The 23152-nt window shown below is 49.9% G+C and carries 16 protein-coding genes; 5 read left to right on the forward strand and 11 right to left on the reverse strand.

From position 1 onward, the window contains the following. Positions 1–253 precede the first annotated feature (253 nt). The 4 genes from H3001_RS09190 to potA are packed head-to-tail and all read right to left on the reverse strand — an operon-like array spanning position 254 to position 4569. Positions 254–1573, reverse strand: a complete 1320-nt coding sequence (locus H3001_RS09190; RefSeq protein ID WP_178243667.1) for an ABC transporter substrate-binding protein — start codon at positions 1571–1573, stop codon at positions 254–256. Between the two features lie 8 nt (positions 1574–1581). Then, on the reverse strand, positions 1582–2373 hold the full coding sequence (locus H3001_RS09195; RefSeq protein ID WP_178243627.1) for an ABC transporter permease: 792 nt from the start codon (positions 2371–2373) through the stop codon (positions 1582–1584). Next, the gene (locus H3001_RS09200; protein WP_178243628.1) at positions 2367–3167 is read right to left on the reverse strand and encodes an ABC transporter permease; all 801 of its coding nucleotides are present in this window, start codon (positions 3165–3167) and stop codon (positions 2367–2369) included. The genes H3001_RS09195 and H3001_RS09200 overlap by 7 nt, the downstream gene beginning before the upstream one ends. Before the next feature lie 13 nt (positions 3168–3180). Continuing rightward, positions 3181–4569, reverse strand: coding sequence for a polyamine ABC transporter ATP-binding protein (gene potA / locus H3001_RS09205; RefSeq protein WP_178243629.1), 1389 nt, complete (start codon positions 4567–4569; stop codon positions 3181–3183). Between the two features lie 236 nt (positions 4570–4805). On the opposite strand from potA, the gene H3001_RS09210 reads away from it, so the two are divergent. After that, positions 4806–5795, forward strand: a complete 990-nt coding sequence (locus tag H3001_RS09210) for a metallophosphoesterase family protein (RefSeq protein ID WP_181214752.1) — start codon at positions 4806–4808, stop codon at positions 5793–5795. 135 nt (positions 5796–5930) lie between these two features. Here the strand turns inward: H3001_RS09210 and meaB are convergent, their stop codons facing one another. The 3 genes from meaB to H3001_RS09225 all read right to left on the reverse strand — a co-directional run bounded on the left by meaB (position 5931) and on the right by H3001_RS09225 (position 14280). Beyond that, positions 5931–7025 (reverse strand): methylmalonyl Co-A mutase-associated GTPase MeaB, encoded by a 1095-nt coding sequence (gene meaB / locus H3001_RS09215; protein WP_181214753.1) that lies wholly within the window; start codon positions 7023–7025, stop codon positions 5931–5933. Positions 7026–7112: 87 nt separating this feature from the next. Next, entirely contained in the window at positions 7113–8204 is a 1092-nt protein-coding gene (locus H3001_RS09220; RefSeq protein ID WP_178243632.1) for a DUF1573 domain-containing protein, read from the reverse strand. 433 nt (positions 8205–8637) lie between these two features. Beyond that, entirely contained in the window at positions 8638–14280 is a 5643-nt protein-coding gene (locus H3001_RS09225) for an alpha-2-macroglobulin family protein (RefSeq protein ID WP_181214754.1), read from the reverse strand. 213 nt (positions 14281–14493) lie between these two features. On the opposite strand from H3001_RS09225, the gene H3001_RS09230 reads away from it, so the two are divergent. The 3 genes from H3001_RS09230 to H3001_RS09240 all read left to right on the forward strand — a co-directional run bounded on the left by H3001_RS09230 (position 14494) and on the right by H3001_RS09240 (position 18083). After that, complete coding sequence (locus tag H3001_RS09230) at positions 14494–14937, forward strand: PH domain-containing protein (RefSeq protein WP_181214755.1); 444 nt, start codon at positions 14494–14496, stop codon at positions 14935–14937. A gap of 531 nt (positions 14938–15468) precedes the next feature. Further along, positions 15469–17637, forward strand: coding sequence for a TonB-dependent receptor (locus tag H3001_RS09235; protein ID WP_181214756.1), 2169 nt, complete (start codon positions 15469–15471; stop codon positions 17635–17637). Beyond that, complete coding sequence (locus H3001_RS09240; RefSeq protein WP_178243636.1) at positions 17634–18083, forward strand: DUF4625 domain-containing protein; 450 nt, start codon at positions 17634–17636, stop codon at positions 18081–18083. The genes H3001_RS09235 and H3001_RS09240 overlap by 4 nt, the downstream gene beginning before the upstream one ends. A 230-nt stretch (positions 18084–18313) precedes the next feature. Here H3001_RS09240 and H3001_RS09245 read toward each other — a convergent pair whose 3' ends face one another. Together H3001_RS09245 and H3001_RS09250 are read right to left on the reverse strand one after the other, a co-directional pair. Then, positions 18314–18688: a PH domain-containing protein gene (locus H3001_RS09245; RefSeq protein WP_181214757.1), complete on the reverse strand. Its 375-nt coding sequence runs from the start codon at positions 18686–18688 to the stop codon at positions 18314–18316. A gap of 19 nt (positions 18689–18707) precedes the next feature. Beyond that, on the reverse strand, positions 18708–19751 hold the full coding sequence (locus tag H3001_RS09250) for a DUF2027 domain-containing protein (protein ID WP_178243638.1): 1044 nt from the start codon (positions 19749–19751) through the stop codon (positions 18708–18710). A gap of 221 nt (positions 19752–19972) precedes the next feature. Between H3001_RS09250 and H3001_RS09255 the strand changes: the two genes are divergently transcribed. Beyond that, entirely contained in the window at positions 19973–21190 is a 1218-nt protein-coding gene (locus H3001_RS09255) for an S-adenosylmethionine:tRNA ribosyltransferase-isomerase (RefSeq protein WP_178243639.1), read from the forward strand. Between the two features lie 517 nt (positions 21191–21707). Here H3001_RS09255 and H3001_RS09260 read toward each other — a convergent pair. Then, positions 21708–22052, reverse strand: coding sequence for a DUF6565 domain-containing protein (locus tag H3001_RS09260; RefSeq protein WP_178243640.1), 345 nt, complete (start codon positions 22050–22052; stop codon positions 21708–21710). A gap of 99 nt (positions 22053–22151) precedes the next feature. Further along, complete coding sequence (locus H3001_RS09265) at positions 22152–23057, reverse strand: glycosyltransferase family protein (RefSeq protein WP_181214758.1); 906 nt, start codon at positions 23055–23057, stop codon at positions 22152–22154. Positions 23058–23152 lie beyond the last annotated feature (95 nt).

The following is a 23152-nucleotide window of genomic DNA, read 5'->3' on the forward strand; positions in this document are numbered from 1 at the left end:
ACAGTTTGAAAGGATAAAATCTTCAAAACTAAGCTTATAAACTTCTCTCTTTAGAAAAATTCGAATGAATCCAATCTGAGATGAAACAATAGAGGCCATCTCAAGTTTATTTTGAGACAGCCTCTTTATTTTATTCCTGATCTACTTCTGAGAATCCCTCTTTATTGTCTCTGCTGTTATCTCTATTATCAAGGCATTCCCATTCCTTTCTCAGGTTATCTTTCAAATTCTTCTTTTTTCTGAATGAGTCAGACTATTTTCTGCGACTGCGGCGACGGCGCTGCATCCTGCGGCTTCTGTGACGTGCCTTCAGGCGAACCCGGATCTGCCATACAGCCAGTGCCGCCACTACGACAAGAATGAGTACTACGATTCCCGTATTCAGATTGTCCCCCTTCACGCGCGACCAGATTTCCAGCACCTTCACTGTCTGGTCACCAAAGTCACGGATCATCTCACAACGCGAGATGACAGACCGGTCCGGGTATTGCGTATTCCGCAGTTTTACATGAGTCGCTTCCGGGCCGAAGAAGTAACTGGCATCAATGTATTCCTCCAGGGTAGAATCCTCACAGGCTTCCAGAATCTCCGGAGCCCCGATGGAGCTCACATAACCGTTCTCTTCCATGTTCCGCAACGCAATGTTCGGACGACAGAGGAAGTTGATGAAATAACTCGCTGCCTTCCGGTTCTTGGCATACTTCGGAATCACCCAGCCATCATACCACACGTTACTACCCTCGCGAGGTATCGTATAATCCAAATCGACACCTACCGCCTTGGCTTCCTCAATGGCCCACTGCGCATCCCCGCTCCAGGTCATGTTGATCCATGCCTTCTCCTTGGTCATCATCTCCTTTCCGAAGTCGGCTTCCCATCCGGCCACGTTCGGTTTCAGCAGTTTCAGATACTTCTCTACCGTATCCATGGCCTCCGGAGAATAGTCATTCATCAGGTCCGCTACCGTCACCTTTCCTTCTGCCAGACGATGACGGTTGGCATACAGCAGCGCCGTACCGTACGAATCGCGGTAAGCATCCTTCATCAGGATCTTTCCGGCAAACCGTTTGTCCCACAGCACTCCCCAGGTATCCATATCCTCACGGGAAACATACTTCGTATTATACAGCAATCCGGCCGTACCCCACATGTAACATACCGCATAACGGCTTGCCGGATTCTCCGGAGTGCCCAACTTATCAATCTGTTTCCTGATAAACGGAGCCACCAGTTTCATGTAATTCGGCGAATGTGCAAAGACCGTATCAATCGGCAGCAGCAGGTCCTTGCGCAACATACGCTCGATGATATATTCCGAAGGACAGACCACATCAAAATCCTCATGCCCCTTCTCGATTTTCGTCAGCATGATTTCGTTGATATCGAATGTCTGATACACAATACGGATATCCTCTCCCGTCTGCTCCTTATAATATTGCTGGAAGTCCTCCAGAACCCCCTCACCGATATAATCGGCCCAGTTATATACCTTCAATATCGCTTGTCTGTCCTCGCTGGTATTGTAACATCCGCTACATACCGCTACAGCCAGACAGACAAACACCCAGTTCATCCATCGTTTCATACCTGCTTCTCCTTTCCTGCCCTACGGTTGATAATAATCAGCATGACCAGAATCACTACAAAAATCAAGGCCGACAACGGACGCAGCTCCGGTGTCAGTCCCCCCTTCCGGGCATCTGCATAAATATAAGTAGAAAGCGTTTCCAGTCCCTGGTTGCCGATGGTAAACACCGTCACCGCAAAATCATCGATAGAGATAGTCAGTGCCAACAGGAACCCGCTGATCATACCCGGACGGATTTCCGGCATAATCACCTTCCACAATGCCTGCATCGGAGTCGCTCCCAGATCCAGTGCCGCCTCATACAGATTCGGATTCATCTGTTTCAGACGAGGCAGCACACTCAGTACCACATACGGCGTACAGAAGGTAATATGCGCCAGCACCACCGTAGTAAAGCCCTGCGTAATGCCCAGTGAGACAAACAGCAGGAACAGCGAGATACCCGTAATGATATCCCCGTTCAGAATAGGAATGGTATTGATGAAACCCATTGCCTTCCGGCTTCTGGCCCTCAGGTTGAAAATACCGATGGCTGCCACACTACCCAGCAAGGTAGACACCGTAGCCGCAATCAGCGCAATGGCAATCGTATTGACAAAGGCATTCATCAAGGAATGATGTGCCCCCGTATTCATCAGCGACTCATACAACTTCAGCGAGAAGCCGGTCCAGTTGCCCAGTACCTTCGCCTCCGTAAACGAATAAATCACAATGATCGCGATAGGTGCATACAGCAGAATCAGCAGCACCCACAGATACACCTGTTCCAGTACCTTCTTTACCATACGCCACCTCCTCTCTCAGTCTCACTGCTATCGTCGGTATTAAACAAGGAAGTCACCGCAATCAGGAAAAGCATGATCAGCGAAAGCGCCGCTCCATAGTTCCACAGACTGTTGTTGATGTTCTCCTGTATCGTCGTACCGAAAAGTTTGATATTGTTCATCGTCAGCAACTCAGCGATGGCAAAGGTAGAGATGGTCGGCATGAATACCATCATGACCCCGCTCACCACTCCCGGCATGGAAAGCGGGAACACCACCTTCCAGAATACCTGGAACGAGTTGGCCCCCAAATCCTGTGCCGCCTCCACATAACTGTGGTCCATCTTCTGCAGCGTATTGTAAATGGGGTAAATCATAAAAGGAATGAAGTTATAGATCATTCCGAAAATCAAGGCCCCCTCTCCCAGCGGAAGACGGAAAAAGTCGAACAGCGCCACAGTAGCCAGCGTGCGGACCAGGATATTCACCCACATCGGCAGGATAAACAGCATGACCAGCGTACGGGCATACCCCAGTTTTTTGCAGTTGCTCAGAATCCACGCCGCCGGATACCCCAGCAGGATACATCCCAACGTCGTCAGTATCGCGATACCGATGGAATAGACGAAGGTATTCATCGCTTCCGGATGAGCAAAGAACTTTCCGAAATTCGCCAAAGTCAGGTGTCCCGCATCATCCGTAAAGGCATATACCACAATCAGCAGCAGCGGAACAATCACAAAAATGACCGAAAAAATCAAATAAGGCAATGTCCAGCTCTTTCTGGATGCAAAAAAAGTCTTCAATTTTATCATGTCACAATCTCAGTTAACCGATAATCCGGATGGCATGAGGAGGAATCGAAATTCCCACATGGTCCCCATCGTCCCAGACATCATTGGTATCCACAAATACATTTTCATCCCAATCCGAGAACACCGTCAGGTGATAATGATCTCCCTTGTACAGGATAAACTTCACCTCACCGGTCAGCATGCCGTCTTCCGCATTGTCCAGCAAGACCACCTGATCGAAGTCCACTTCCGCCTTCACATGCTCCCAGTCCTTCGACGCATCGCTTCGGTCTACCGGAGCACATTCAAACTCACAGCCCAGGAATTCCACGTGCGTATCATCAATCATCCTTGCCTCAAACGTATTGCAGGTACGCTCTTTCTTCATGATGTGGATATCGAAAGGCTTGATCAGCAGTCCGACCTCCGAGCCCACCTCAAACGCATGATAGTCCTGCACGATAATCTCGTAATTGCCTACCGTCACCACCATCTCATAGTGCACTCCCTTGAAGATACACGACTGCACCTTTCCGCACAGCTGCGCAGCCTCCGAAACCGGGAAGATATACAGATCCTCCGGACGGATGACCACATCCACCGGCACATTCTCACCGAAGCCTTTATCCACACACTCGAAGTCCCTGCCGCAGAAGTTCACCAGACCGTCCTTCACCATCACCCCGTTCAGGATGTTGCTCTCACCGATAAAGTCGGCCACAAACGCATTGATCGGTTCATTGTAAATATCCGTCGGTCCCCCGATCTGCTGAATCCGTCCCTCGCTCATCACCACAATCGTATCACTCAGCGTAAGCGCCTCTTCCTGGTCGTGCGTCACATAGACAAAGGTAATGCCCAACCGTCTGTGCATCTCCTTCAGTTCCATCTGCATGTCCTTACGCATCTTGAGGTCGAGGGCCGCAAGCGGTTCATCCAGCAGCAATACCTCCGGCTCGTTCACAATGGCCCGGGCAATGGCCACACGCTGCTGCTGTCCACCCGAAAGCGAATTGACATCCCTGTATTCATAGTCCGTCATTCCCACCATCTTAAGCGCCGCCTTCACCTTCTTCTCGATATCCGTCTTCGACATCTTCTTCAGCTTCAGTCCGAAGGCAATGTTGTCATACACATTCAGGTGCGGGAAAAGCGCATATTTCTGAAACACCGTATTCACCGGACGAAGATGCGGAGGCGTCTGCGTGATTTCCTTGCCTCCGATACAGATCATACCTTCCGAAGCCGTCTGAAAACCGGCAATCAGACGAAGCAACGTCGTCTTTCCGCAACCGGAAGGTCCCAAAATGGTCACAAATTCCCCCTTCCGGACAGAAAGGTTCACATTGTCGAGTGCCACCTTCTCCCCGAAGAACTTTGACACATTCTTTATTTCAATAATTGGCTGGTTGTCTTTTTGCATATACCTGTTTCTAAATTCGGCTGCAAAGGTACATAAATATATAATTATCGTGTCATAAACGTCCTATTTTCTTTATATTCACCTCGATTTAGCTGAAAGCCGAAGTATAAATATACAATTCAGGGGGCCTTCCCCGCCCCGTCTGCCGAATCTCCATGTATTTTACCTCCGGATATTAAATTTTATATTACTTTTACCAGGCAAACTAATTACTCAAACACATAAACCACTTCATTATGAAAACATGGGTTACATTACTGCTCCTGCTTGCAGGAAGCTGCCTGCATTCGCTGGCACAGACACTGAAATACTCCCCGGAGGGCAAGTTCAAGATTGTGCAGCTCACAGACATTCATTACATTTACCAGGATCCCCGCTCGGAGATTTCCCTGCAGAACATCGATGAAGTCATCCGGACCGAGCAGCCTCAGCTGATTGTGCTTACGGGAGATGTCATTTACGGAAAACCGGCCGAAGAGAGTCTGAGAACCGTACTGGACAAGCTCAGTGAGTACCGGATTCCCTTTGCGGTTACTTTCGGCAACCACGACGACGAACAGGGACTCACCCGAAAAGAACTGCTGCAGATTCTCCGGCAGTATCCGATGAACCTGACCGCTTCGGATGAAACCCTTCCCGGAGTCACCAACTACGTCCTGCCGGTAGCACACAGCGGAAACGCTCAGCCGGCGACGGTACTCTACTGCTTCGATTCGCATTCTTACTCTCAGATCGAAGGCATAGGAGGATACGACTACATCAAGTCGGAACAGATTCAATGGTACAAGACCACCAGCCGGAAATTTACTCAGGAAAACCAGGGCAGTCCGCTTCCCTCACTGGCCTTCTTCCACATTCCGCTTCCGGAATACCACACCGCCATACAGGACGAGTCTACCCCCGTCATCGGTACGCGGAAGGAACCTGCCTGTGCCCCGGTGCTCAACTCCGGACTGTTTACGGCCATGAAGGAGATGAATGACATCACAGGGGTATTCGTGGGTCACGACCATGACAACGACTATGCTGCCTACTGGCAACGCATCTTACTGGCATACGGACGGTATTCGGGAGGTGATACGGTGTACAACAACCTGCCATGCGGAGCCCGGGTCATCGAACTCACCGAAAACCAGCCGGCGTTCAGGACCTGGATACACCAGTACGACGGTTCGATACAGCATGCCATCACCGTTCCTGACTTTTTCCTGAAAAAGAAAAGATAATCCATACACCGCAGCGGCCGCCGCTCAATGACCGTCTGAGCGTGTGGCACTGACGGAATGATCCATGAAAAAAGTCCATTTCCTTCCGGCTATCCCGGAGAAAATGGACTTTTTCCTTTATCTGATTCACCCTCATTACCGGTGACTCATATACATATCCAACAACTTGCGTGCAGCGGCAAAAGACGTCGTATGTCCCTGCAGCACCTCCTTTTCCTGTTCCTCAAGCATTCCTGCAATCAGCGGATTCTGATAGAAGTTGTCCCGGAGATGCTCGTTGATGGTCTCATACATCCAATACTTGGCCTGTTCGTTCCGACGGTACTCAAAATACCCGTTGGCTTTCACAAAGTCGATATACTGATACACCATGTCCCAGATTTCCTTGATACCGATGCCATAGAAGCCCGAATAAGTCAGCACCTGCGGTGTCCATCCCGATTCGGGAGCCGGGAAGAGATGCAAGGCATTCCGGAAATGAGCCGCTGCCAGCTTGGCCTTCTCAATATTGTTTCCATCGGCCTTGTTGATGATGATTCCGTCTGCCATCTCCATAATGCCCCGCTTGATACCCTGCAGTTCATCGCCGGTACCGGCCAGCTGAATCAGCAAGAAGAAATCGACCATTGAATGCACCGCTGTCTCACTCTGTCCCACGCCTACCGTTTCCACGAAAATCTTGTCGAATCCGGCCGCCTCACACAGAATGATGGTCTCACGGGTCTTGCGGGCCACCCCACCCAGAGAACCGGCCGACGGGCTGGGACGGATAAACGATGCCGGATGCACCGATAGTTTTTCCATGCGGGTCTTGTCACCCAGGATACTTCCTTTCGACCGTTCGCTGCTGGGATCGATGGCCAATACCGCCAACTTGCCTCCCCGTTCGAGCACATGCAGGCCGAACACATCGATTGAAGTACTCTTTCCCGCACCCGGAACCCCACTGATACCGATACGTATCGAGTTTCCGGAATAAGGCAGACATTTCTCAATCACCTCCTGTGCCAGCGCCTGATGTTCGGGCTTGACACTTTCTACCAGTGTCACCGCCTGACTCAGAATGGTCACATCGCCTTTTACGATTCCTTCCACATATTCGCCGGCCGAAAACACCCTCCTTTTCGGACGTTTCCGGCTACTGAGGTAAGGGTTCACAGTCACTGGCTGATCCACACCTTTGTTCACGGTCAGCCCTTTATATTCTTCGCTATTTTCAGGGTGTTCCATACAATATTATTTAAGAGTTAATCAAAGTCATCTATCAGTATCCGGGAACTGCCCGGTCCGCTTCCGCCACCGGCAGTCCCTTGCAGCTTATTTCTTTTCCGCAGGAGCCATTACCTTTGCCTTCACCCGCACGGTTACCGACGGATGTTCCGGATCGTTGGTAATCATCAGGATACGTGGCGTACTCTTTCCACGCGACAGGTTCTGCGCCATGACCGTAACCTTCATCTTCGTAGACTCACCCGGTTTCAATACCGTTTTTTTCAGGTTGACCGCCAGTGCCGTACTGAAGACCTGCATGTCCTGAATCTCCAGGTCGGTCTTTCCCGTATTCGTAATCACCACCGTCTGCGACTTCTTCTGCTTTTCCTTCAAAGGAGGAAATTCCAGTACCTGAGCCGACAATGACAACTGAGGCGGATTGTTCTTCTGCTGTTCCGTCCGGTTCGAAAAGTCGGGAAGCAAAGCCACAGAAAGAGGAATTTCATTGTCGCTGCCCACCTTATCTCCCGGGTAACGGGACAGATAGACCGAGGTACGGGTAATACCCAGTTTGGGCAGTTCGTCCGTATTCAAGGTCAGGATAATCTCTCCATGCTTGCCCTTTCCCAGTGTCTCGGGAACCGCCTTGGCGGTCAGATAAGGCGGCAGGTGCATCAGTACCGGCGTATATGCCTTATTCGACGTATTTGCCACCCGCAGCACAAACTCCGGACGCGTACCCTTGTTTACCCGGTCGAACTCAATCTCCTCCTGGTCCAGACGGATGGCACCGAAGCCATACGGATGCGTGAACGTATAGTTTCTCGAGTCTGCCGTCACCTCTCCGTTGAATTCCAGGTAAATCGGCATCGATGACGCATTGCAGTAAATACCTACTTCCTTATAAAAATGTCCGATAGCCTCGGCGTCAAAGACAGCCGTCACTACCCCCTTGCCGCCTGCCGGCACCGGAGCCTTTGTCCAGTCGACCTCAGTACATCCGCACGAAGAAGAGACCCTTGAAATCACCAGCGGCTTGTCGCCCGTATTCGTAAACTCATACTTTACGGTCACCGGGTTCCGCCACAATACATATCCCAACTCCTTCACTTTCGTGTCAAAAGTAATCTGAGGCTGTGCCTGAGCCATGAAGGTACAAGCCATCAATATACTGAATATAAAAATAATACGTTTCATCAATTCGTTTTCGGTTGTTGTTTATAGCAAACAAAGATAAAGAGAAAATCAAAGACGAACAAAAGTTGGTTTTAGTTTTTCAGTTTTTTGTGACTTCGCCTCTCCGCCCCCCGGAAGGCATTCCCCCTCCCTCTCCTCTGCCCCCTTCCAGTCCCCCTATATTCCGCCCCGTCCCTGCCCGGACACCCCCTGCACCTTTTTCCGCTGCCACGGCCGGCCCCTGCCGTTCCGTCACTCCCTTGCCGGTGCAATCGGCTTTCCCTGCTTACCGGAGAGGAAACGCATCATTATGCATAAAGCGAAAGACCGCGAGGAAATCAGGAAAAGACGGCGAGGAATACAGAAAAACCCCGCGGCCTTTTTGAAAAAAACCGCGGGGTTTTCCACCCAACACCTTTATGCGTGACACCACGCACAAGCAAGAATGACAAAATCAACGGACAGTCATCGTTCCCCCTTCGGTATGCGATTCAAATTCGGGAGCATATGCCGACTGCACCGAGGCCGTTCCCATCCGGTAAGTTCCGGCACGGTCCACGCTCACCTCATACTCAATCGTATAAGTGCCCTTCGGGAGATAATCGATGAAGAAGCAGGAAGCCGCATCCCGGTTTACCTGATAATAGCCGATGCCCTTTCCCCAGCGATATCCCGACAACTGCTGCAGCGGTTCCATACAAGCCGGACGCTCGTCGCGTACCTGTACGAAATCCATGTTCCGGTCGGTCTGCAGGGTAAGCCGCACCGTCAGCCGGTCGCCGACCTTCCATTCCTCCGTTTCCTCCACCGGTTTGCCCGCTTTCAGGAATGTCCGGCGGATGGTCAGTCCCTTGCCTGCTGCCGGACGGATCCAGTCCATATCCTCCTGATATTGCAGATACAAGGCCGCCCAGGCCGTCTGACTGCCCCGGTGTGTCAGGGTAACGGTCTCAGGAATCTCCTTCTTGCCGCTCCAGCTCTCCTTCGCATAGCCCAGCGCATCCTCCGGCGTACGGATCACCTTTCCGTCGGCCACCGCTTCCAGGGAACCGCTTTCCTCCAGCGGATTACTTCCGAAGCAGAGGAAGGCATATACCGCATCGGCCGTAGCAATCGGAGTGTCCCAGACCTGCGTCTGCTTCTGCTTGAGCAACCACAGTTTCATGTCATCGAGCAGTTGCTCGTCCGGAGCCAACCGGCAGATAGCCTCCATGGCCGCCACCTGCGTAGGAATCCGGTAACTGTTCCAGGATGAAGGCGCCTTCGGAGAATCGAAGTAACTGCCCATCTCCGGAGTGCGTACCAGATACTCCTTGATAGAACGTACCAGCACATCTGCCTCCTTCCGTTCGCCTGCCCGAGCCAGGATCTGTGCAATCAAGGCCTTTTCATATAAGGTATAACGTGCCGAACGCTGCTTCAGGAACTCCGTCAGGTAACGGTTGACTGCCGCATCGGCCTGTCCGCGAGCCAGGTCGTCCACGGCACAGATGTACAGATAACGCACCGTCTGGTCGCCCAGGCTTACCTGCTTCCGGTCGTACTTCTTCTCGTTCCGCTTCAGGTCGTCATACTGCTTCTGAACCTCCGCCTTCAGGTAACCCAGTGCCTTGCAGTACATCGGTTCCACCTCCGGAGCCAAATCCAGCTGCATCGTCCGCAGACGCGCCAGCAGTTCCACCACCTGTGTCGTCATATAACGGCTGCCCGACATTCCCTGGTACCATCCCCAGGAGCCGTCGGCCAACTGCAGTGCAGCCAGTTTACCGACCAGCGTCCGCTCCTGCTGCGCCATCCGGTTCAGGTCGAACAGACTCTTCAGCCGACGCTTCTGTTCCTGCTCTCCGGCAGCCTCTGCCAGCCACGGAGTCTCCCGCAACAACAGGTTCTTCACCTCCTGATTCTGCTCCAGCCGGCTCCACCACAGTTCCGGACTGTCCGGCTGTGCGTTCCACATCTCTACTACCTTCCGGATGCGCGGATTCCGCTCACAGATACCTGCAGCTACCCGCTGTGCGTAATAAGCCGCAGCCCAGGAGAAGGCATCCTCTTCCAACGGATTACCCAATACCGGCAAGGCCTGTACCACATACCACTGCGGATTGGCCGTCAGTTCCAGGGTCAGGCGGTGTCCCGAAGCCGTCCGACTTCCACCGTCGGCCCAGACACCGGTCTGTATCACCGTATCCCCTTCTTCACGCAACTGCAGCGGCCGTGTCTCCGTTACCCACTGACGGGCAGACAGGACCGGAAGATAATGCTGTTCCCCGTCACTGAAGGCTCCGGCCTCTGCCGTCATCCGGCAAACCAGCACCTCGTATTCCTCCGGAATCCGGCAACGGAACGATACCGTACCGGTCTGCGATTCACCCACCGTGAACGGTTGTGCTGCCTCATAAACCGGCTTTTCTGTCACCGGGTCGTAGAGACAGATGCGTGCCTGTCCGGCTACCTCCTCCATCGACAGGTTGACGAGCGAAGCCACCAGCACAGTCTCATCTCCCTTCCGCACGAAGCGAGGCAGGTTCGGCTGAACCATAAAAGGTTTGGAAGCCACCGACTTGTCTTTACACAGACCGTAATCGAGGACCTTCGTATGAGCCAGTCCCAGGAAACGCCATTCCGTCAGTGCATCGGGCACCTGGAACTTCAGGCTCACCCTGCCCAGCGAATCGGTATGCAGGTTCGGATAGAAGAAAGCCGTCTCCGCAAAATTCTCGCGCAACGGGAAAGCCGGAGCAGCCTCTCCGGTACCGGCATCGGCCACCACCTCATTCTCCATCAGTACGGCATCCTTCATCTCTACGGCTCCTGACGCAGCCTTGTACATCCGGTTCATTCCCGGCTGATAGTTCACCTCTACCGCAGGTGCCGACTCTTCCCGACTGTACAGCACCTGTTCTCCATAATACCAGTTCGGACGCAGGTCGACCAGCCGGCTGTACTTGCCGTTCAGCAAATCCATACCGTTGGTAACAAGGATGTATGGGAACTCGGCCGAAAGCCACATCCGCTGATACTCGTACGAACTTCCCGTATACACATAAGGTACCCGACGGGGGAAATACAGATTGAAATACCAGTCGTGCTGCTTCAGGCGGTCGAGAGAAGCATCGTACAAGGTAGCCATCACATTGGCCCTTACCGGCTTACCGCTCCGGTCGGATACCCGCAATACCCATTCCTCCAGACTGCCCGGAGTCAGTCGGTCGCGGAATACCTCCCACTTCACCTCCAGTCCCTTGTCCGGCTCGGGACGGGTTATTGAATGCTGCGAGACATACAACTCGTTTTTCCGGAAAAAGGCCAGGCTCACCGTAATGCCGTCTCCATACTCCTTCCGGTAAGGGAAGGACAGACACTTCATCTCCCCGTTCAGCCAAATCCGCTGAGAGTCAATGCGCCGGTCGCCGCTGTACACATCCATGAGCAAATACACCTCACGCTCGGAAGTGCCGACAAAAATCCTTGCCGGTCGGGAAGCCTCGAAGGTATTGCCATCCGGATAGAACCAGGCCACCGTATCCACCGGCAACTGCCGGTCGTTCTCGGAGAACAGACAGAAAGACTTGGACTCACTCACCTTCCGGCCCTGTTCGTCGACCGCCTCCACCTCTAGCAGATACTTTCCGGAAGACAGTTGCCTCATCCATCCGGGAGTAAAGGAAGTTCCCGAAACCGACTTACCTTCCTGCACCGTCCGGACTTTCTTTCCCTGACGGTCCAACGCATATACCCGGTAAACTACCTCTACCGAAACCGGCTGGCGGTTCAGGTTCAGGGCCTGGAACTCCAGCGTAGTCCCTTTTTCACGCAGAACAACTGCCCCGGACCTTCCACGCTCCTCCAGTCCGTGGATTTCCAGTCCCAGCGACTGCTTGCCCAAAGGCAGACTGTATTCTCCCTGACGCGTTTCTCCCGAGCCGCTGGTCACCGTAGCCTCCGCACGATAGACCTGATAGCCGAAGAGTCCCCTTTCCTGCTCCGCCCGACCGGAAGGAGTCAGACAGAAAGGCAGAGTAAATGCCCCGTCCGCGTCCGTTGTCAGTTCGCCGGACGCAATCTCCTCCTCCGAAGAAGCCGGTCCCCTGAACCAAGTCATGTCCGAACGGGTAATCCGGTACCTGACGGTTGCCATGCGCACCGGTGCACCGGCAAATGTCCGTGCCGTAGCCTGAAGTACGACCGAATCGCCGGCGGCATAGGCCTTCTCATAAGGCTTGAACACCACCTCGAAAGTCGGACGCTTGTATTCCTCCACCTGAATCATGCGGGAGGCGTTCATGCACGAAAGATAATAATGCCCCGGCATCAGGTCTTCGGGTAAGACCAGCCCGGCCGACCATACCCCGTACTCATCGGTTGCCACCTCACATTCCCGGAGGGTCTTGCCGTCAGCATAGAGGCGCAACTGCTGCCTTACTCCAGGCAATACCTTGACCTCATCGCCCGACTGTCCGTAACAAATGCCCGATACAAAGACCGTCTGTCCCGGACGGTACAAGGCACGGTCGGTAAACAGGCTCACCGTCTCCTTTCTGAGTTCAGTCTCTCCGGCAGACACCCATCCGCCCGAATTCCGCAGCGGAGAAAGATACATAAAATCGTTTCCTGCCGTACGGACATTGCCATACAGCGTCCGGTTGTCCGGGAAACGGACCACCACACTGCCGGAAGCATCGGTCTTCCAGGCCTGATAAGGCCGATAATTTTCCTTATCTCCCCGCACATAGGTTGCAATCTCCACTCCCGCCAGCGGCTTTCCGCTCATCCGGTCGACGGCTATCAGTTCCCGCTCCGTATAGGAAACCGGCAGGGTCAGCAACTGATAGGGAGATACAAAGAGCGGAGTATAGGAAATTCCCTCCTCCGTACCGTCGGGCACCAGTTTCAGCAGATAGATTCCGGCCTCGGGCAAAGTATAATGCAACACCGTATCGGCTGTCTGATAATCGGGAGTCGCGGCCAGGGCAAAATGCGTACTGCTCACCTTCTTCCCCGCCGTACGGAGTAATTTCTCATATTCCCCGCGTTTCCACAGGCGGGCATCCTCCGCCGGACTCAGGTTCAGCCGGTATGCCTCGAAACGAAAGCCCTTCAGGTTGGCATAACGGACCTTCACATCGGCTGCATATCCCGGATAGACGCACGGAATCTCGGTCCGCAACTGAGGCGCAGATATGGCCTTTTTCAAACTCCGGAGCGCCTGCGCAGCCTCTCCATCGGGATACTTCCGCAATCCCTCTTCCACCACCTGCATCGCCCGCAGCAATTCCGTGTGCTGCTGATAGTAATAAGCCAGTTTCACATAGACATCGGCACAGACCGGAACCCCGGCAAATGTGTCGGTCAGCTGCCACAGGCGGTTCATCAGTTCCTCCTGCGGAAGCCGGTACTGCTTCCACACCGAAGCCCGCTCATAACGGAACTGAAGCATAGCCAGTTCGGTAAGCAGCAAAGCCTGACGGTCGTTCCGCTCCGTATAAAAACCGGCCAGGTTACGGTACAGTTTCATACACTTGTCCGCCACCTCCTGCCTGCTGAAGAAGTCTCTCCGCGAAGAGAGGGCACGGATGGCCTGCCGTACCAGCAGGTCGTAAAAATTATCTCCAAAATAGGTAACACTCCATTCGCCGCTTTCCGTCATCGGCCGGAAGGTCCCGGCTGAAGTATTCCCCAGGACCTCCACCGGCTGCAACGAACGGTCGAAATACGCCACCACCTCTCCGAAGTCCTTTTCCGCATCGGCCGCATACACCGTACCCAGCAGGCTGTTCAGCACCGCCTGCCCCACTGTATCCGTCTCCCGGGCAGCCCATTCCTTCAGTTTCTTACGCTCCACCGGAATACTGTCGGGGGTCAGTTCCCCCTGTATATATCCCCGCATACAGAATGCCTTCATCATTTCCGGCAGATTCCCCTCTGCCTCCGCTTTCCGGCAAATCTCTCCCAGCACCTTCAGCTGCGACTGCGGCAAATCCTCTTTCTGTAAGGTTTCCACTTTTTCCCAAAGCTGACTGTAACTCTGTGCGGCAACCGGACTCACTGCCAGTCCCCAGCCCAGCATCAGACACATCCATCGATATCGTCTTCGCATAGTCACCTCCTTTTTTAATGCATTACTTTTTCAAAATTCTTCACTCACTGAAACCGCCCGGCCACTGCACAGGCATACGCCCGGCACCAAGCTATATTAAAGTAATGCATTTTCTGTCAAAAGACGGGCACACAAACGATTAAAATAAGTAAAAACCATTTATTTTCTACCTAATAAGTGTATATTTGTATAAATTCAACAAACTTGAATACCATGAAAAAATCCCCACAGCAATTCCGTTTGATGAGCCGGTGGAAATACAGTCTTTATTTCTTCCTGCTCGCCAGTTTACTGTATGCAGTGTTTGCCCTCATTTTCTTTACCGCATACGATTTCCGGAATCCGGAAATTCTCATTTTCACCTACGGCAGTGCCTCCCTGCTGATTATTTTCCACCACAGCCGTACCTACTACACCTTCAGTCAGGGTTACCTGCATGTGCGTACTCCCAATTCCATGTTCTATACCCTGTCGGCAGCGGAAATCAAGGACATCCGGGTATTTGCATCGCCCCGCTTTCACTTCAACGGACTGTATACCCTGAAAATCACCACCCGCAATCACAAACACCGTTATCTGTATCCCGAGAATCAGGAAGAACTGGTTGCATTGCTTCTGGAAAGCAATCCGGAGATTGCCCTCGAACGCACCAGATAACGATACCAAGGTGAGGCATACCGTAAGCCTCCCTTTTGTCATTGAATATTTTACTTAATTTTATAAATATCAGAATAAAAAATCCAAATACCTTCATTCAGGTATTGTCACATTTAGAAGGGAAATGCTATCTTTGTACTTATTACAATCATAAAAACCGGAGATATGCAGCTACCAAAAACAAGAATAATATCGTATTTTTTACTGATGGTTTTTGCTTCCTTCTTTATCATGAAAGGACTGCACTTCCATCAAGATGGCTGTAATTATGCATCTCATGAAAAGTCTTCGGTTGTAAACTCCTCTTCCAAATGTCCGATATGTGATTTCATACTCTCTGCAACCGTTGAACCAACTGTTGCTTGTTTGAATTTCACTCTACAGACAAAGAATATTCAGTATTTCATTCTGCCGGAGCAGATTTTCTTCACCTATATCTGCTCCTTTTACCTGCGAGGCCCTCCCCATATGTCTTGATTGTATACACTTACTTATCAAGATATTAAAATCATTTTCTTACTAAACTTATTTATGTATATCAAGCAAATGTTTGGTATGCTTGGAATATGTCATGTCTTTTCACTGACGGCACAGACAAAGAATGATTCTATTAACAGTATCATTCTAGAGGAAGTGGTAGTGCAAGAGACAAGGAGACGCATGTATGAAAAGAAGACTAGCCTGCCGGTCGTGAAACTAACCCCCAAAGACCTGGAAGGCTTCTCTCCCACCAATTTTGTGCATACACTGACCAAAATTCCAGGCATACAATCTATGGATATTGGGGCTGGTTTCTCAAAACCGGTCATCAGAGGTATGGCTTTCAACCGCATTGCCGTGTCCGAAAATGGAATAAAACAGGAAGGACAACAATGGGGAGCAGACCACGGTCTGGAAATCGATGCCTTCAATGTAGAAGAAGTTAATGTAATCAAAGGGCCTTCCTCGCTCGCCTATGGAAGTGATGCGATTGGAGGGGCAATTGAAATATTGCCTGCTGTCCCCCCCGCAAAAGATTGCTTCCTGGGAGAATTCACAGGAACCGGAAGAACCGTGAACAACATGATGGGAGGGTCAGTTATGCTGGGGCTGAAAAGACACCGGAACTTTATGAAGTTCAGGTATTCAGAAAAGCAATATGGAGACTACAAAATACCTGCCGATACGATAGTTTACTTAACCCAGAAGATGCCTGTATATGGCGGTAAACTGAAAAATACAGCAGGCGTGGAACGTAATGCATCCATTTTTTATGATTACCGGTATAATCGGTATAAAATGAATGCCTCTGCCAGTAGTGTCTATCAAAAAATGGGGTTCTTCCCGGGTGCTCACGGCATCCCTGATATAAACCGTATCAAAGACGATGAAAACAGTAGAAACATTGATTTCCCTTACAGTAAAGTGAATCATGTAAAATTATCTACCCACCAGCAGTTCGACTGGCATCCGTTTCAATTCGGTCTTGACCTGGGATATCAGTATAACCTGCGCGAAGAATGGAGTTATTTTCATACGCACTATGACAACCAGGCTCCTCCCTTGACAGATCCGGATAAAGAACTGGAATTCCGGTTGTCCACTTTTAGCGGAACAGCTAAACTCAGGTGGCTGCCATCCACCATTATTAATTGTACGCTCGGATATGATTTCCAGATCCAGCGGAACACTATCGGAGGATATTCGTTCTTACTGCCCAGGTATGACCGCTTCACCTCCGCCTGTTTCTTTCTGGGTTCCTACAGTCCTTCCAATACGCTTCATATCACTGGAGGTATCCGGTACGATTGGGGGTATATGAACGTACAGGCTTTTGAAGACAAATATCTGGCAGACTACCTGAACGAACAAGGTTACCCTGACACGGAAATCGAAGCCTATCGATGGAGAAGCAACCGGGTGGAAAGACGGTTCAATGACTTCTCTTTTTCTTTGGGGATGGTATGGTTTCCAGATGGAGGACGACAACATCTTTTAAAAATGAATATCGGCAGAAGCTTCCGTTTGCCTTCGGCCAATGAACTGTCTTCCAACGGAGTTCATCACGGTACCTTCAGACATGAACAAGGAGATGCCAGTCTGGCATCAGAAAGTGGCTGGCAGGCAGACATATCCTATTCATACCGTCCTCACGGAAATGTGGAGTTACACCTCTCTCCTTTTGTTAGTCTGTATGATAATTACATCTTCTTGACCCCCACAGGAGAATGGTCTGTCTTGCCTCATGCGGGGCAGATATACAGATACCATAATGCAAGGGCTGTTTTCTGTGGAGGAGAAATGGATGTGAAAGTGTATCTGCCCGGCAACCTCTCCTATCAGTTGAAAGGCCAGTATGTGTACACTTATAATCTGGATGAGCATACAGCGCTTAGCTTTTCTCCACAGCCAATTGTGAACAACGTAATAGCATGGCATTACAAAAAATTCCGTGTTCATGCGGAAGTGGAAAATATATTGCCCCAGCATTGGATAGCACGAAATGAGGTTCCCACACCAGGAAGTACCCTTTTGCATACCGGAGTCCGGTTTTTTATCCCTTTTCGACAAACAAAAATACAATGTCTGGCCAGTATACGCAATATACTGAACACAAGGTATTACAACCATCTCAGCTATTACAGAAGAATTGAAATACCTGAAGCCGGAAGAAATATAGAAATAACAATCAGAATACCTTTTAAAAAGAATTTTATATGAAAACAAGAATCTATACCATAGTAGCTTTATCTGGAATGTTGTTTGTAACCGCTTGTTCAAAAGAAAATCTCAAATCAGATGTGACCAAACCTGTCATTGAACTGATTTCACCACAAGAAGATGAAACTCTTCAGATAGGCAATGCACATGGAGTTCATTTTGAGATGAAACTTTCCGATGACCATGCGCTTAAAAGTTATAAATTAAATATTCATAGCAATTTTGACGGCCATGAGCATCATACACATAGCCGAACAATTCAGACCGTTGATTTTAAATTTGATAAAGTGTATGATGTCAGTGGACTTAAAAACACCACCGTACATCATCATGACATTGTAATTCCGGAAAATGCCACTCCTGGAAATTATCATTTAATGGTTTTCTGCACAGATGAAGCAGGAAACGAAGCAATCGTCGCCCGAGATATCATATTGATCAAGTAAAATGACTTCACTTTGAAAAAAAGCACAGAGAGGGTGTCAAAACTCATTTTTTGAAAATATGAACTTATAATTTGAAATTTGAGTATCCTAAAAGACTAAAGAAAGGGCCGTATCATTACTCAATACAGAGTTTGATACGACCCTTTTAAATATTATAGTTACAATCTATAACTTTGGGGAGTAGTCATTTTAGTTTTGACACCCTCTCATCCTGTTTCTGCATGAACGGCTCAGAGCACATATTTGGCCAGCGTACGCTGAATTCCCTTGATGTCTGCATTCCGGCCGAAACTCTGTTCAATGGGTTCACTGCATCCGCGTACCCATATCTTCATCTCGGCATCCTCGTCGAAGGTACCCGAAGTCTCCACCGAAAAATGTTCCACCGAACGGTAAGGAATGGAATGATAGTCACGCTTTCTTCCGGTCACTCCCTGCGTGTCCTGAATGATCAGACGCTTGTTGGTAAACACCCATTTGTCGTGGATGACCACAAAAGCGCGTTCTATGTACTCACCCTCGCAGAGCAGGGCCTGATACTCCTCTTTCAAGGCTTCGGGACTGGTTTCCGAAGCGTTTCCCAAAATGGCATTCAAAATTCCCATAACCCAGTATATTGATTGTTTAATGAATGGTCACCATGGTGGCTCCAAATCCGTATTCGCGGAAAGAAGCATCCTGGCTGGAATAATTCTTATACTTGCGTTTCAGTTCTTCCAGAATGGCACGGCGCAGTACCCCGTCGCCCTTTCCGTGAATGAATACGATTTTCTGTCCCTTCCGGTTCTTGTATTCTTCCAGGGTCTTGCGGAATACATCCAGCTGATAATTCAGCATCTCGGCATTTCCCATACCGGTAGTATCGTCCAGGAGTTCATGGATGTGAAGGTCGACCTCCACAATCTCACTGACCGCCTTCTGCTGTTTCTTCTGCAATTTGCCGGGTACCTGTGGAGCCGGTTTCTGCAAGAGAGCCTCCTTGATTTCATCGGCCGATACAAACACCTGACGAGCAGCCTCATCATCGCGTACGATGTCGTAAATCAGTGCCGGTTCCTCAAAGAAGTCGGACGACTGGAAGGTATGCAGCTTGTAGAATTTCACCGTATCGATCCGCAGCTCGATGCTCACCGCCTTTTTCAACAGGAACGAACGGTCGTCCTTGTAAGCCATCAGTTGCACGGCCACACGCTCCATCCCGTTCAACGCATGTTTCTCGAACTCCTCCAGGTGCATCTTCATGTTCGGTTTCACCGTTCCCCGGCTGCGGAGGGTCCAGCTGTTGCCTTCGGCCGAAAGATAGAGGTAATCTACAAAATAATTGCTGTCGTTTACCAGATACGCATCGAAGGCCGTCGACGAAATGGCCTTCACATCCTGTGGCACATAGGCCAGAAATACGTTCAGGATATCATTTCCACGGATTTCCGGAGCCCGGTAGGTCACCGGCTTTTCCTCTTCCTGCTCTTCCTCTTCCACCACCGGTTTGGCGGCTGACTTGAGCGGAATGTTGTAATCGTCTGTCTGGATCACCACACACTCCTTGATCAGCATCGGAATTTCAAAACCGTCTTCCCCTTCGACCAGGGCAATGTCTTTTCCCTGAAAACCGCGTACTACGCCTCCTCCGACTTCGCTCAGGAAGCGAACTTTATCTCCTATTTTCATATTGTCTGCTGTTTATATTTGTCTACAAAAGTAACAATTTTCTTTTCCAATCTCCACACACCCCAAGAATATAAAATAAAATCGCTATCTTTGGACGCTATTTTTAAACAGAAAATACCCCGCGACAGGAAAGGAATGCAGGCTGCGAAGGCTTGTGCCCGTTTCCGGCTTATTTGCCAATAAGATAAACTTACCGGAGTATATATTGATATCAAACTTGTATGGAAGAAACAAAACATATCCGAATAAGCGACTACAATTATCCGCTGCCTGATGAGCGGATTGCCAAATTTCCACTGCCTGTGCGCGACCAGTCGAAGCTGCTGGTATACCGGAAGGGAGAAATCAGTGAGAGCAAATTCATCTCACTGCCCGAATACCTGGAAGCAGGCACGCTGATGGTGTTCAACAATACGAAAGTGATTCAGGCCCGTCTGCATTTCCGCAAGGAAACCGGAGCACTGATTGAAATCTTCTGTCTGGAACCCATCCAGCCGAACGATTATGCCTTGAACTTCCAGCAGACCCGTCATGCGGCCTGGCTGTGCATGATAGGCAACCTGAAGAAGTGGAAGGAAGGTGCCTTGCACAAGGAAATGACAGTCAAGGGACGTACCCTCACCCTGAAGGCAACCCGTGGAGAATGCCGGGGAACCAGTCACTGGGTGGATTTTACCTGGGACAACGAGGAGGTTACGTTTGCCGATATCCTGGAAGTGTTCGGAGAACTGCCGATTCCGCCGTACCTGAACCGGGAGACACAGGAGAGCGACAAGGAAACCTATCAGACGGTATATTCAAAAATCAAAGGTTCCGTAGCTGCTCCTACTGCAGGACTGCATTTCACCGAAAGGGTACTGGAGGCTTTGAGAAACAAGGGAGTAGAACTGGAGGAGGTGACCCTGCACGTAGGTGCCGGTACGTTCAAGCCCGTAAAGAGCGAAGAGATACAGGGACATGACATGCATACGGAATACATCTCGGTCAACCGCTCGACCATCGACAAGCTGATTGCTCACGGAGGAAAGGCTACGGCGGTGGGAACCACTTCCGTACGTACACTGGAAAGCCTGTATCACATCGGAGTGACGCTTCGGCAGCATCCGGAGGCTACACAAGAGGAACTGCACGTCAACCAGTGGCAGCCGTATGAAACGGAACTGAAACTGACTCCGGTGGAGGCATTGACGGAGATAGCCCGCTACATGGACCGGAACGGACTGGATGCCCTGCACACCAGCACGCAGATCATTATCGCTCCGGGATATGAATATCAGATTGTACAGCAGATGATTACCAATTTCCACCAGCCACAGAGCACGCTGCTGCTGCTGGTTTCGGCCTTTACTAAAGGCAACTGGAAGCCCATTTATCAGTATGCCCTGGAGCATGACTTCCGCTTCCTGAGCTATGGAGATTCGTCGTTGCTGATTCCTTAAAAGAGGTCGATAATACGCCTATATTTCAATATCCGTGCCGTTTGCTTGACTCATATCAAGAAAACGGCACGGATATTTATTTTCATGTCCTAAAATATTTTTTATCAAAAAAACAAGCGTACCTTTGTGTTGTAAAACATAATAAGAGAGAATAATTACAGCGAAAATTATTACAATAGGTAAAATACAACACGCTTATCTCCGTGAGGAGAGGTAACTAAACAACTAAAGAAAGGATAACATTATGAAACAGGTAAAAAATTTTTTCAGGACAATTAAAAAGAACTTGCAGTGGAGTGCATTGGCAATGAACCAGTACACCCGATAAGGACAAGTACTTTAGTATTAATCGCAAGAGAGTAATTGAGCATTACTCTCTTTTTGTTTTTTATAGCCGCTCCGTTCTGAAAGTCAGAAGCATTTTTGTCGTACCAGAGGCTTTCTCTGCGGTGAGTTTTTCCCTGTCTTATCCCGGCAGTGACACCGTCCTGACTGCAGCCTGCATCCGCACACTCGCTTAATCCTCATCTTCTATCGCTTCTTTCAGCTGACGGCCCGATTCCTTAAGGCTCTTGCCCAGTTTCTCCACCTCGGCCTTTGCCTTCATGGCTGCATAGGTAGCCTGATACTTCGCCACCTTCAGGCGCTCTTCCACCGACAGCTCCTCCAGCCAGTCCTCGGCATGGCGGGTAAGTCTGGAAAACTCCTTGTCGGCCTTTTCCCAGTCATTCAGGGTATAGTCATCGCATTCATCCTCGATTTTTTCGACAAATTCCTTGAACTCATCAAGATGCTCATGCTTGTTCTGACAAGAAAATAAACACGCTGCCAGCAGCAATCCCCAGATAAAATTCTTTTTCATATGCATTTCATATTTTCGGTTAACAGTTTTCCCAAAACTTAAAAAGCACGGAAATTCCGTGCTTTTTAATATCTATCTCAGTGTATGAACACGCGATGATCAGAACAACTTGGCAGGATATTCACCAGCGTCTACCAATGCCTGCAACTTGTCTACTACGCTCTGACGGTCGGCTGCATAAGTCACACCAAACCACTTAGAAGTAGTATCCAGTACCTTTACAGTAGCTGTACCTTCGTTCACCAGTTTGTTTACCATCAACGGAATGAAATATTCTGCCTTCAGGTTGCCGCTGTTGGCTTTCAGGAATTCTACGAAATAATCTTCTGAATACTTGAAGTAATCCGGAGTGAATCCCCACATGTTCATAGAAACAGGTGTATTGTCTTCTACGCCTACCCATTCTCCGTTTTCATCCTTGTAAGAAACCACGCCATCGATACGTTTGATTTCAGTACGCTCTACTACGGTAGTCAGGTGGTTCTTTTCATCGGCAGCACAGATACCGCGGGCAACTGTACCACTTTCCGACAAGGTGTTACCGATACGGAAACCTACCATGCAGTAGTCGTTCTTGCTGTTTTCAGGAAGTTCAGACAGGTATTTTCCCAAAACCGCAAAACTGTCACGACCGTAGAAGTCGTCGGCGTTGATTACCGCAAAAGGTTCCTTGATGACATCCTTACCCATCAGTACGGCATGATTGGTACCCCAAGGTTTTACACGTCCTTCCGGACAAGTAAATCCTTCCGGCAGGTTGTCGATGTCCTGGAACACCACTTCTACTGGAATATGATTTTCGTATTTGCTGACAATTTTTTCACGGAAATCAGCTTCAAAGTCACGACGGATCACAAATACCAGTTTACCAAATCCACCTCTGAGGGCATCAAAGATTGAATAGTCCATGATTGTTTCTCCGCTAGGACCCAGTCCATCAAGCTGTTTCAGACCTCCGTAACGGCTTCCCATTCCGGCAGCCAATACAAATAATGTTGGTTTCATACTTAGTTTCTTTAATATTGGTTATTGATTGCCACAAAGTTAAAAAATAAATGTGACACAAAAGGAATTGTTCTTAAACAAAATATCGGTATATT

Source organism: Phocaeicola faecicola (genome assembly GCF_013618865.1).
GTDB lineage: Bacteria > Bacteroidota > Bacteroidia > Bacteroidales > Bacteroidaceae > Phocaeicola > Phocaeicola faecicola.